This window comes from Sphingobacterium sp. 1.A.4 (assembly GCF_002734245.1).
GTDB lineage: Bacteria > Bacteroidota > Bacteroidia > Sphingobacteriales > Sphingobacteriaceae > Sphingobacterium > Sphingobacterium tenebrionis.
The window spans coordinates 25,043-37,961 of the sequence record NZ_PEAZ01000041.1 but is presented as its reverse complement, the minus strand read 5'-3'; the positions used below and the strand labels follow the sequence as shown (position 1 = coordinate 37,961).

General features: G+C 40.9%; 11 protein-coding genes. 2 read left to right on the top strand and 9 right to left on the bottom strand.

The genetic code is table 11. The features are described 5' to 3' along the window. Positions 1 to 73: 73 nt before the first annotated feature. The 4 genes from CRJ00_RS05305 to CRJ00_RS05290 all read right to left on the bottom strand — a co-directional run bounded on the left by CRJ00_RS05305 (position 74) and on the right by CRJ00_RS05290 (position 5,124). Positions 74 to 856 (bottom strand): Rossmann-like and DUF2520 domain-containing protein, encoded by a 783-nt coding sequence (locus CRJ00_RS05305; RefSeq protein ID WP_099365843.1) that lies wholly within the window; start codon positions 854 to 856, stop codon positions 74 to 76. Continuing rightward, on the bottom strand, positions 853 to 3,327 hold the full coding sequence (locus tag CRJ00_RS05300) for a heme lyase CcmF/NrfE family subunit (protein ID WP_099365842.1): 2,475 nt from the start codon (positions 3,325 to 3,327) through the stop codon (positions 853 to 855). The genes CRJ00_RS05305 and CRJ00_RS05300 overlap by 4 nt, the downstream gene beginning before the upstream one ends. A 47-nt stretch (positions 3,328 to 3,374) precedes the next feature. Then, positions 3,375 to 3,794 (bottom strand): cytochrome c maturation protein CcmE domain-containing protein, encoded by a 420-nt coding sequence (locus tag CRJ00_RS05295; RefSeq protein ID WP_099365841.1) that lies wholly within the window; start codon positions 3,792 to 3,794, stop codon positions 3,375 to 3,377. Between the two features lie 97 nt (positions 3,795 to 3,891). Next, entirely contained in the window at positions 3,892 to 5,124 is a 1,233-nt protein-coding gene (locus tag CRJ00_RS05290) for a dicarboxylate/amino acid:cation symporter (protein ID WP_099365840.1), read from the bottom strand. A 70-nt stretch (positions 5,125 to 5,194) separates the two neighbouring features. Here CRJ00_RS05290 and mnmD point away from each other — a divergent pair, with 70 nt between their 5' ends. Beyond that, positions 5,195 to 5,860: a tRNA (5-methylaminomethyl-2-thiouridine)(34)-methyltransferase MnmD gene (gene mnmD / locus CRJ00_RS05285; RefSeq protein WP_099365839.1), complete on the top strand. Its 666-nt coding sequence runs from the start codon at positions 5,195 to 5,197 to the stop codon at positions 5,858 to 5,860. On the opposite strand, the gene CRJ00_RS05280 is transcribed toward mnmD, so the two are convergent. The 5 genes from CRJ00_RS05280 to CRJ00_RS05260 form a co-directional block, all read right to left on the bottom strand. After that, positions 5,861 to 6,625 carry a hypothetical protein gene (locus CRJ00_RS05280; protein ID WP_144038105.1) on the bottom strand — a complete coding sequence of 255 codons (765 nt, stop codon included), beginning with the start codon at positions 6,623 to 6,625 and terminating at the stop codon, positions 5,861 to 5,863. 120 nt (positions 6,626 to 6,745) lie between these two features. Beyond that, complete coding sequence (locus CRJ00_RS05275; protein WP_218962188.1) at positions 6,746 to 8,212, bottom strand: sulfatase family protein; 1,467 nt, start codon at positions 8,210 to 8,212, stop codon at positions 6,746 to 6,748. Positions 8,213 to 8,465: 253 nt separating this feature from the next. Then, entirely contained in the window at positions 8,466 to 8,969 is a 504-nt protein-coding gene (locus CRJ00_RS05270) for an FKBP-type peptidyl-prolyl cis-trans isomerase (protein ID WP_099365837.1), read from the bottom strand. 20 nt (positions 8,970 to 8,989) lie between these two features. Next, positions 8,990 to 10,999: a thioredoxin domain-containing protein gene (locus tag CRJ00_RS05265; RefSeq protein ID WP_099365836.1), complete on the bottom strand. Its 2,010-nt coding sequence runs from the start codon at positions 10,997 to 10,999 to the stop codon at positions 8,990 to 8,992. Between the two features lie 20 nt (positions 11,000 to 11,019). Then, positions 11,020 to 11,505 carry a SixA phosphatase family protein gene (locus CRJ00_RS05260; RefSeq protein WP_099365835.1) on the bottom strand — a complete coding sequence of 162 codons (486 nt, stop codon included), beginning with the start codon at positions 11,503 to 11,505 and terminating at the stop codon, positions 11,020 to 11,022. Positions 11,506 to 11,685: 180 nt separating this feature from the next. Between CRJ00_RS05260 and CRJ00_RS05255 the strand changes: the two genes are divergently transcribed. After that, the gene (locus CRJ00_RS05255) at positions 11,686 to 12,918 is read left to right on the top strand and encodes a hypothetical protein (protein WP_099365834.1); all 1,233 of its coding nucleotides are present in this window, start codon (positions 11,686 to 11,688) and stop codon (positions 12,916 to 12,918) included. The last annotated feature ends 1 nt before the right edge of the window (position 12,919 follow it).

The window sequence follows — 12,919 nt, the reverse complement described above, 5'->3', positions numbered from 1 at the left end:
TTAAGATGCAAAATTAGGATTTACTTGCTGATAAAAAAAGAATTAATCCCGTCCGAGAAGATTTAGTGAATTATTAATTTTCTCCGTCCTTCGCTCTTGTTTTTGTAATAAGGTCGGATATTTTTTGGTAAATAAGTTGCCAATCAGGATTGCTACTGATAAACTGCAAATGCTTCTGCATCGTAGTTTTGTCATTTCGAATGGCAGGGCCCGTCTGAACCTGCTCAGGAAGGTGATTTTGGACCTTCGTAGCGGTTTCTGATATGATGGGACGAATCAGATCGAAAGGTAATTGATGGCTTGCTAAAAGCTCATAGGCCACCTGAAATAAGGCATTGGAAAAGTTGTTCGCAAAGACCGCCGAAACGTGGATTGCCAAGCGCTGTTCGCTGCTGCAAGGAAATACCTCAGCAGATATTTCTGTAACAAAATCCATTAATTGCTGCTGTATTTCGGCTGTTGATCCTTCTATTCCGAAGGGTACAGCAGAAAGGTCAAGGTCTACTTCTTTTGAAAAACTCTGCACCGGATAGATCACGCCATATCTTTTCAAGGTATGCAAGACCTGCATATCCGTAGCACCCGAACAATGTACGAAAACACCGCTCCATGCCGGGCTAAGCTGCTCAACGATCTCAGGAATGGCCGAATCACTAACGGCCAACAGATAAAGATCGGCATCTTTACTAATCTCCGAAAAATCTGAAATTGCCTGGGCAGATAACACATTAGCCAATGCGGCAGCATTGGCTAATGTTCTACTGTATACTTGCATGATTTCATGATGTCCTGTAGCAACAATGGCTTTCCCCAAATGGGTTGCTATATTTCCGCTGCCTATCAGAACGATTTTCATGACACCAGTTCCTCGCGGTTTTGTTTGTTTCTTCCGTCCTTAACACGGCGATAGATCGCCATACAGAATCCAATGGTCATGACGATGGTACCACACCAGAAGAAATTAATATATGGGAATTTGATGGCTTTGAATACCACCCATTTTTTCTGAGGCAATGGTTTTTGGTAGGCCATTAATTCCAACTTTTTATCAGCCGGCAATACCTTCGTAAACCGGAACATTAATCCTTGCTCTTCCACCGTTTTCGGGAAATCGAAGTAATTGTTGTTTTTCAGTACAAAAACTGGTTCTACCGGATATTCTTTTCCTTCTGCAGAAACCACTTTGATCTTCATTTTGACCATCAGGTCATTCTCGCCCTTGGACATGTTCTCTACCGTTGCATTATGGTCTAGGCTTTCAATCACATAGTAACCATTTCTGTAACGTAAGGTATCTCCAACCGCCACCTTATAGGTCGCCGGTTCATCGTATTCTTCTAAATTGGTTCCTTCGCCTTCTTGCTTCGGAGTGGCAGCCGCCTGCGAATCCGATGCTGCAGCCGTGATCAAGGTATAGATATCATGGGTCAGGAAGTGTTTGGTACCTGGAGTACCGATCAATCCACCCATTTGCGGGTTGTTCTGGGCAAATGGTGTTAGGATAAAGGATTCCAACATCTGCCCGGTTTCCTCATCGATCTTTTCATACTTGATCTTGTAGAACACATTTGGAGCAGCTACAGAATCTCCCACATAGGTAATTTTGTATTCGCCCATCTGTACAGGCTCGCCTTCGGTCAGGAACAGGTTTTCGCCTGGTTTTTCTACTTTATCGAAACCTGCTACCGCGATGTAGTTTTCCTGGTTCACCGAGATCACCTCATTGGTCGCTGCCGCAATAAGGGCACCGATCAATAACAATCCAAATCCGATGTGTGATACCGCAGATCCGGCCAATCTCCATTTTCCTTTAAAGGCATCGCCCAAGATCCTTAGGTTTGCCAGGATACAGAAAACTGCAGAGAAAGTAATCAGGATATACATCACATTGGTATATACATGGGTAAAATAGATGATCACCGCAGATATCAGGATCGCGAAAACAAAGGAAGCCAGGGTGGCTGCCCAGAATTTTTTCGAGTCCGAACGTTTGTATTTCAGGAATTGGGTAAAGGCAGTCAAAAGCATCACCACTACCGCAAATGCCCCTTGCCATTTGTTATAATGCGGGATAGGATCGATTGGAGGCGCTACTTTGGTACCGAACAAAGCATTGAATACCGGAATGGAGGTCGTGGCGATCATCTGAACACAGGCAACTGTAAGCACCAAGGCACCGATGAACAACCAGAACTCTCTGGAATAGATTTCTTCCTCTTTCTGTGTGCTCGGCATTCCTTTTTTGCGGGTTACCAAGAAGAAGATCATTAAGCCCAGGAAAGTCAGGTTGAAGATGATCAATTGGCCAGACATCCCTAAACTGGTGAAGGAGTGTACCGAGGTTTCACCAAGGATTCCACTTCTCGTCAAATAGGAGGCATAAATTACCAATACAAAACTGATCAGACATAGAAATGCAGAGGTAAAATAAGCATGGCCAGAATTCTTGAACGCGATCATTACATGGACCGCGGCAATCAGCGTGAACCAAGGAATGATAGAAACGTTTTCTACCGGATCCCAAGCCCAGAAACCACCAAAGTTCAAGGCTTCATAAGCCCAGAAAGAACCCATAATGATTCCGGCTCCCAGGATCATCACGGCAAATAATGCCCAAGGCAACCCCGGGTTGATCCATTCTTTATATCTTTTTTGCCATAAACCAGCTGCAGCATAGGCAAAAGGAACGATCATCGACGCAAAACCCAAGAAAAGGGTAGGCGGGTGGATGACCATCCAATAGTTTTGTAGTAAAGGGTTAAGTCCGCGACCATCCTTGATCATGCTCAAGTAGTTAGGGTCGCTCAGAATAGGCCAGGTCATGGCTTCGCGCAACAGAATAAAAGGCGAACTACCGATCCTGCTGCCGAATATTTCCACACCAATAAGCATGGAGGATAAAAACAACTGGCAGAGCATGACAAAGGTCATTACCGGCGCTTCCCAGGATTTGGATTTAAAGACCAAAACGATACCCAGGATCACCTGCCAGAACATCCATAACCAAAAACTACCTTCTTGACCTTCCCAGAATGCCGAAATGATATAGTGGGTAGGCAGGGTAGTGGATGAATGTGCCCAGGCGTAATGATATTCGAATAAATGATTGTAAATGATGTAGAAAAGGGTTGCTCCAATCACAAATATGGAAAGGGCATTTAGCCAGAAGCCGATTCGCCCTAATTTTTTCCATGAAGTCTCTTCAGGGTTTTTAGCGGCAAAGAAATAGGATATAAGGGAAAATAGAGCTGCACCAAAGGAAAGGATGACAAAGAATTGCCCGATCTGTCCTGGTAGCAGATTTTCTCCTACGAATTTAACGTCCATGTGTTGTTATGACTGATTTATTTACGATTGCTGTTATTGGGGATCGCTTAGTTAACGAATGCTGTTTTAGGTTCCGCTGTCGTTTCGATAACCTCCATTTGATCTTGATTGTATTTCGAAGGACATTTCATCAAGATTTTACTCGCATGGAACGTATTACCTTCCATTTTGCCAGTCAATACGATCTGCTCCGAACGCTCGATATCCTGCGGTTTGGAACCATTGAATACCACCTGGCATTCCGTGCTGTCGTTATCATACATATAAAAAGAGAAGTGATTGGCATCCTTTACCGGATCGTACATCAACTCCTTGTCTTTATTTAACACCCCAACCACGTACAATTCTGTCTGTTTTTCCTTTGCTTCGCTAAAGGTAGAATAAGTGCTGGAATCGGTGTAAATGACCAAAATCATCGCAATCGCGATCGCAATAATTCCAATTAAAATGATTGAACTTTTCTTCATTTTCTACAATAAACTATTATCCAACTGCAAATTTACGAAATAGGAAGCTAAGGAATGAAAATAGCAAATTTTTGCAGTTATTTAGAATTGTTCTAATCTAGGCTTCCAAGCTGTCTTCTTCAAATTTTTCCCCCGAAAACTTGGTCACCAGCATACCCGCCACGGTATCACCTGTCGCATTCAATACTGTTGCTAAAGGGTCCACCAAGGCACCGATGATCAAAATTGCTGGAACAGCCTCATTCGGGATGCCATAGATGGAGATCATCAACATTTCCCCGATAAAACCGCCATTCGGAATTCCGCCAGCAACCATCGATACCAATACGGTTATTCCCACAGCGGTGATCAAGGTCGCAGGTTCAAAAAAGTTCCATCCTAAAATAGAAAAGGCTACATAGATCTTCAAAATGGAAGAGATTGCCGACCCATTTTTATATAAGGTATTTCCGATAGGCACCACAATACTGGCGATTTCCTTCGGGATACCCATTTTATTGGCCGCCAATAGGTTGGCAGGCAATGTTGCCAAGCTGCTACAGGTACTCAATGCTGTTAACGATGGCGAGATATTATGTTTCCAATAGGAACCTACACCCTTTGTTCCACGTGATACAAAGGCATAAAAACTAAAGGCCAGGATAAAAAACACCAATCCAAAGCCATAATAAAAGCCTAGTGGTTTGGCATAGAATCCGAACAGATCCGGTCCCAATGTTTTGACCTGGTAGGCAAAATAAGCTCCCAAACCAATGGGCCCAACTTTCATGATTAAGGTCAATAGGTTTTCCATGACTTTATTACCCGCATTCAGAAACGCGGTGAACTGCCTTCCTGCTTCTCCCGATTTTCGGGTGGCCACGCCTACCAGTAGGGCGAAGATCACAAAGGCTAATATACTTTTACGGGATAGAAGATTTGCAAATTCATCCACGGTTAAGAACCGTACGATGCGGTCACCCCAGGTTTCATTGGCATTCCCAGTAATGGGTTCCAACACAGCTGAAGCATCTCTGATCGCTGTAACTGGAAAGGCCCATAAACCAGCAATGGTAGCTACAGCGGCAATAACGATGGTCAAAACAAACACGATGGTCATGATGACGATGGTATGTCCCAATTTCTTGCTGTCTTCAATATTGGCAATTGATGAAGAAATCGCAAAAAACAATAAGGGGATTACAGAAACGAACAATAAGTTCAGAAAGATATCTCCGATAGGTTTCAGGATATCAACCAATTGTGGCGCAAATAGCCCAATAAGACTACCGATGCTTATCCCTAACAAAAGTAGGATGATACTTCCGTAATTTTTTAAAAGGTTGTTCATTTAAGTAATTTGTTAAGGCTAAATTAATTGTTTTTTTGAGAATCTTGTAGATTTGCAAAAAATAAGCAACATGGAATTTGTAAATACCGGCGATGGATCCAAAACATTATATCATGCAGAAGTGGGCGAGCACTACCATTCCAAGCATGGTGCCTATCAGGAAAGCATCCATGTTTTCTTAAAGACCGGCCTTCAATATTGGTTGGAAAAGGAAAATAAACAGGCTGCTGCCATTCTGGAGATCGGATTTGGAACAGGTTTGAATTTTTTGCTTAGTGCGGATTGGGCGATGAAAAATAAGGTGGGCTTGGATTATGTGGGTATTGAGGCCTATCCCTTGGAAAAGGATCTCTTGATTCAGTCCGGTTATGATAGTTATATAGCAAATGAACTTTGGACTGCGTTTACCCAAGAATACGAAACTGCGCAACAGGGTAAAACGCCAATTACCGAACATATTCTTCTAAAAATTGCGGTTCAAAAAGTGATGGATTTTCAGACCGATCAAAAGTTTGATGTGATTTATTTCGATGCTTTTGCCGAAATCCATCAGCCGGAGATGTGGACCGCGGAAACATTGTCTCATGTGGTTCAGTTCCTGAACCCAGGTGGTGTCTTTGTAACTTACGCCATTACCGGAAATCTAAAAAGAGCCATGAAAGCTTTAGGGTTCAGTATAGAAAAGGCAGCAGGTGCCCCCGGCAAAAGAGAAATGCTTAGAGCTACGAAGCTATAACTAAATTAACTTTAATAATTTTTTGATAAATAAAGTCTTTTCCATAGAAATGCTGTTTTTGTAAAAAAAATTATTGACAAATTTTTCTTTATTTTCTTCACTAAATTTTATTTCAACCAATGCTCCCTGAATTTCGTTCTTTTCATCCAAATCAAATTCAAGGTTAAATGGAGTTTGAATAGATGGATCTATAACTAAATTATAGATTTCCTCTTGGGATTTAAATTGGATTTCTATACATTTTTTGTCGTTATAAATCTTTTCTTTGATAAATCCCAACTTGAGATTTTTTGACTTGATTTTTTCTGGTAAATTTTTCAATTGGAAAATATTAAAATCAACCAATTTTGAGTAGTCTAAAGCTTTTTTTTCTGATAGTTTTGGGTTGATTAAATCAGCGGTATAAACATACAAGCTATTTTTTGCGGTGTCAATGACTTCAATTCTCCATAATTTTTGAAAAATGGTATCCTTAATGATATCTAATTCTTCAGCTACAGTTACATCTTGCTGGAATATAGTCTTATTAGGAAACCTGATTACATAAGAATCGAATTGATAAATAGTGTCTATAGAATTAAAAAGCAAATTTTTTGAATGGCATATGTAAGTCCAGTTCTTTAATGAGTCTTGTTCATTTGCAAAAGTTAGCTGTGGTAAACCAAAAAAAGTAAAGAATATTAAAAATATCGAAGTATAAAGAACCTTAGAAACTTTAGATTGAGGATTTTTATGGCAAGAATAAAATGAATTTGTTTTCATCATAAATGAAGCTAATATTAGTGCGATTTTTTCTGATTCGACCTAAATAAATCTTATTCAATGCTAAGAAAAATCGATTAGCTGATTACAAATGCACTATTATCAAATTGTTAAAGCACAATTTTAATCTCTTCTATTCGCTCCCTTTCTGTTGGTTAAATTATCACCCAGATCAGCTCTAGCCTCTTCTGCCATCTGTAACAATTTTTCTTTTACATCAGGATGTTGCTCGATCACATTATACCTTTCTGCTGGATCCCTACGCAAATCGAAAAGCATTAAACTATCCACCGTTTTACTATTGTATTTTCCGCCATTTCCATCATTCCCCGGCAAGATATCCTCGTAAGAGCGATAGCGATGCGGGAATACCAACTTCCAATTCTCCAACCGGACAGCCTCCAGATCATTCTTGTTGTAATAATAATACATCCTATCCCGATGGGGTTTGGCCTCCGCATCTTTCAGATTGGGCAAAAAGCTGAGTCCATCTATCTGAAAAGGATGTTCTTGATAATTTACAATATCCGCTAAAGTGGCAAAGATATCCATACTGCTGCTGAGGTTATTCTCAATCCTTCCTTGCTTGATTATCTTTGGCCATTGGATTATACATGGCACTCGTTGTCCACCTTCCCAGCTCGTACCTTTTCCCTCCCGGAATCCACCGGAAGAACCATTTTGATTTCCAAAATTCAACCAAGGACCATTATCACTGGTAAATATCACGATGGTATTGTCCTCGATCTTGGCATCCTTCAATGCTTGTAGGATAGTACCCATCGACCAATCAATTTCCGCCATCACATCTCCATACAGTCCCTGTTTTGTCTTACCTATAAATTTTTCTGAAGTAGCAATCGGCGCATGGGTCATATTATGCGCTAGATATAAGAAAAAACGATCCTTTTTATGCTTTTTGATGTAATCAACCGCTTCCTTGGTATACCGTTGGGTAAGGGTTGCCTGATCTTTTAAATCCTTGATGATGCCGATGGTATCCGGAATTTCCTGACCAACCTTACTCTGTAGAAGTGGTAATTTCGGATAATGCGCAACTCGACCGCCTTTTTTGGCTGGGGAACCATCAAATTCCACCGGCCACATATCATTAGAATAGGGTAGACCCACATATCCATCGAATCCTTGTTTTGTAGGAAGGAATTCTGGTTCATTACCAAGATGCCATTTACCGACCATATACGTATGATAGCCTTTGCTCTTGAGCATTTCAGCGATGGTTATTTCTGAGGATTTCAAACCTGCTTTCGCATTGGGCATATACGCCCCATGCACTCCCATCCGATTTGGATAATTGCCGGTCAATAAAGCAGCGCGAGAAGCCGAACATACCGCTTGAGGAACCAGGAAATTCGTGAAACGAATGCCATGATTGGCCATCTGATCCAATATGGGGGTTTGGTAATCCAATGCTCCCGTTACGCCCAGGTCGCCGTAGCCCATATCATCCATGAAGATCAAGATCACATTGGGAAGGTCTTTTTTATCCACTCGAGTTCCTTTATGTTGGGCAAACAAAAACGCTGGAAAAAATAAAAGGAATAACATAAGGTATCGGTGGTTTCTCATGGATTTAAATTTGGTTCTTTAAAAATATTAAAAAAAAGTAGAAGCGGATACAGAAAGATAAAACGCAAATGCTTCTAGGTGTAAGCATAATGTAAGTGTAGTGTAAGTGAGTTGTAAGTACCTTTTAGCACTTACAACTCACTTACACTACACTTAGACCTCACTTGCACTAAGTCTTTAAATCGAAAAAAAACGGTTGTAAAGCATTTGCCTTACAACCGTTTTATATAGCTTTTAGATTAAAATCTAATTTTTATTCGTGACCTTCAGTTCCGTCAGCACCATGTGCATGTCCGTGGGATAATTCCTCTGGAGTAGCTTCTCTGGTATCCAGGATTTCAATGTCAAAATTCAATTTTTTTCCAGCCATTGGGTGGTTCAAATCTGCAACTACAGCTTCAGGAGTAACTTCTACCACTACTGCACGGAATTGATTTCCTTGGTTGTCCTGCAAAGGAATAACCTCTCCAACTGGAGGAAGACCGATTTCTTGGAACATATCTGCTGGTAATTGTGCCATTGCACGATCATCACGCTCACCGTATGCATCTGCTGCTTCTAATTCGAAGGATAATTTATCACCTGCGTTCAATCCGGCAATATTCTCTTCAAATTTTGGAAGCATCATACCAACACCATATAAGAAAGTTAACGGGTTTTCCGTGGTTGTCTGCTCCACAAATGTTTTTTCACCATTCTCTTCAATTGTATGAAGAACATAGTTTAACGTAACTACGTTGTTGTTTTCTACTGCCATTCTAATTGATTTATGGGATCTTATCCCTGTTTATTATTTATAAGTTCTATGATATCTGCAATCGACGATTGAGGTAGACTGCAAGTTTTTCGTTGACAAAGGTAGGCTTTTGAATCCAAACCTTCTTTATGCTCTAACAAAGGAAGTTTACTTTTTGTTCCCCCAAGGGTAATTTTATTCGGAATATAATGCTCGTCGAGTTCTTTCCGCCATTCGAGGGCGTCCGATCCGGTCAGTGCCACTTCCCAGACACCATAGTGCAGTTCCAATAACTGGATCGCCCAATTGGAATAGGCCGATCCATAAGATTTAATATGTGGATAGACATTCGCAAATACCTGTTCCGCGATGCTTTGGTAAACATTATTATTAAATAAAAGTGCCAATTTGAACAGTTGGCGAACGATCGTTGAAGTAGAGGCAGGAATAACATTGTCCATGATCTCGCTTTTACGGGCAATCAATTCTTCTGCTTGGTTGCCGGTATAGTAAAAAGTTCCCTGACTGGCATCGAAGAAGAAAGATATGGCCTTATCCATGAGGTTTTTTGCTTTTTCTAACCATTCTTCCTCAAAGGTGGTTTCATATAGCGCTATGAAAGCCTCTATCGTAAAGGCATAATCGTCCAGAAATCCTGGGATTGCCCTGTTCTGATCGGCTGGCTGATGAAGCATTTCGCCATCATGCATGGCATATTGCTCCAGGAATTTGGCGGTATCCAAGGCTAGGCTTAAATATTTTTCCTTATTAAATACACGGTAGGCATCTAAAAGTCCTTTTAACATCAGGGCATTCCAAGTAGTCAATTGCTTGTGGTCCAAACCAGGTCTGACCCGATTGCTCCGATATTCCAGCAGTTTTTTCTTGAGCTCGCCCAAGTATTCATCCCATTGTGCGGTCTCAAATCCTACTTCACGGATAAGATCCTCATCATCTGGTCTTACAAATGGGATATTGGTCTGTTCTTCCGTCCAATTCCCACTTTTAACGATATTGTAATATTGTCTTGCCAACTCCGCATCGGCACCTAGGATATCAAATTCATCGTAATCAAAGGTATAGAATTTACCTTCCACCCCTTCGCTATCCGCATCCAGGGCACTGTAGAATCCGCCGTTGGCATCCAGCATTTCCCTCACCGCCCAATTGATGGTCTCTTCGACCAAGGTTTTATAGAGCGGCATGGGCCTTTCCTGGTAAGCCTCACTGTAAAGGCTGATCAGCTGGGCATTGTCATATAGCATTTTCTCGAAATGGGGTACATGCCATTGTCCATCCACGGAATAACGGGCAAAACCACCTGCTATCTGATCGTAGATCCCGCCATTGGCCATCTTTTTAAGCGTAAAATGCACGTGATCCAAAACAGCTTGGTCCTTTGCCAAATGCCCATAACGCAAAAAGAACAACCAGTTATTGGGCAAAGGGAATTTTGGCGCCCTTCGATAACCGCCGTCTTGATCATCAAAATGGTTTTTCCAAGGTTCGACCACCTGTTTGATATCTTCGAATGTATATTGTTCTGGAATTTCCTGTATAGGAAGCTTTTCAGCATTTTGAATGCCTTCCGTCAATCGGTTCGCATAATCCAAGGCTACCTCTGGTTTTTCTTCCCACATCTGGGCAATCTGAAGCAAGACCTGTTGCCAATCATGAGGTTTAAAATAGGTCCCTCCGTAGATTGGTCTACCGTCGGGTAGACAGATGCAGTTCAACGGCCATCCACCGGCATTGGTCATCAACTGAACCGCGATCATATAGATCTGGTCGATATCTGGTCTTTCTTCTCTATCAATCTTTATGGAGACAAAGAACTTGTTCATGGTCTCAGCGATCGCTTCATTCTCGAAACTTTCCCGTTCCATCACATGACACCAGTGGCAGGCGGAATAGCCTATGCTCACGATGATCAACTTGTTTTCTGATTTTGCCTTTTGGAGCGCTTCTTCTCCCCAAGGATACCAATGCACCGGATTATGTGCATGTTGTTTTAAATAAGGGGAGTGTTCTGCCTGTAATTTGTTTCCCATACCTTACTAAGGTAAAAATTTTACTTTAAAAATTCGATGAGCGATGCGGTGCCGCCAGCAAGCATGGAGAAGTTGATTCCTTCCTCCAGTTGGAGAACAGCGACATTGGAAGTTGCCAATTCGACCTCCGAATGGCTCAGGTAATTGCATAGGTTGGATAAGCCTGGGTTATGACCGAATACCAATACCTGATCGTATTGATCATCGACATCATTGATCACTTGAAGTATTTCCATGAAATGCGCCTCGTAGATCTTCTCCGTAGTTTGGATATCCTGAATGGGATAACCAATGATCGGGCAGAAAATCTCTGCCGTTTGAAATGCTCTATTGGCTGCAGAAGAAATGACCAAGGTATTTTCGTCAACCGTTAGCTTGTCCGCCAATTCTTGTGCAATCCTGTTCGCACGCTCTCTACCTTTATCCTGTAGATCCCTATAAAAGTCACTCTTGGCAAATCCATGTTCCTCTGCTTTGGCATGACGCACTAAATATACTTTTTTCATATCCTCTTTTCTGTTGTTAAAGCATACAATATAATTATTATAAACGCTTTTAAGATTAGGAAATTGTTAAAGATTGTCTGTAAAAAGAAATGATAAATACAAATTTTGATAAATACTCAGTAGCTTTGCCCACGGATTTTTCGTTCCATCGAAAAACTGACAATAATTATTTACAAACCAATGTATTGGAAGCATTTTATCCTTTTGGCATCTATAGTTTTCTTATGGAGCGGATGTAAGCAAACTTTGGAAGAATTGGAGCCTTTGGAAGAGAAGAAGGCTGGATTTAGAAAAGTGAATTCCCTTAAAGATGATTTTTTAGTTCAACCTATCCTGGTTCAAATCCAGACGATTGCCAATGGAAATTATCCAGGCTTGCATACTAGCCAATTTTTAAGGGATCTGGGCTTTTTTCAAGATGGTTATTGCCATCCCGATGTTCAATATTTTCCAAACGGATTTCGAGGCTATAAATTTTGGATGGTTTTCACACCCTATTTTGGAAGTGTGGGCTATGATTTCTATGCCAGGCGCTATGAAAACCCGACTGTGGTAGTTTCCAATGATGGTATCAATTGGGTAGAGCCGGAAGGAATTTCCAATCCTATCCAAAAAACAGCATCCTTTAAAGAGAGCTTTTTGGAGAAAAAAGGGGAATTGGTGCAGGGGTTCTGGTCGGATGTCGATTGGATGTTTAGGAACAACCGTTTCGAACTTTATTACAGGGGAAGTTTTATCAAAGCTACAGCCTTGAAAAAAAGAGGGGTAAATAACCAAAATAATCGCCATAAATTAATGGAGAATGCGCTTCGAACTATTGTGAGGCAAACCTCAGTGGATGGGATTAATTGGGAACCTTTAGAAGTTATTTATACGAGCAATGCACCTGCTACTTCTAAAGATAATCACATTCTTTCGCCTTCCTTTGTAGACGTCGATGGAAATATTAAAAGCTATGAAGTAGAGTTCAACAAAACACAGAATAGATTTAAATCTGATGATTTGACATTGGTAATCAACAGATCCTCATTAAATGGATTGGATTTCAGTAACTACAGGGCTAGTAAGGCTGTAAACTTCTTGAATGAGCCATGGCTAACATTAAATCCCAACAATTCGGTATGGCATTTGGACGTTACTTATCAGGATGGGTATTATTTTATGTTATTGGCAGTGGGGGATGTCAAAAAATACACTTCGGATCTTTTATACTTGGCATATTCCAAAGATGGAATTAATTTTTTGGTTGAAGGCGCGCCTATCGTGAAGGAGAGAGCCTACCGTTCTACAATTTTTGCCATGGATAAAAATAACCATCATATAGAATTTGGATTGATTTTAGGCTCAAAGGTTGGTCAATTTAAGTTTGCCAAAATTAAAGTAGATACCGAAAAAATTGAAGACGCTTTTTAGA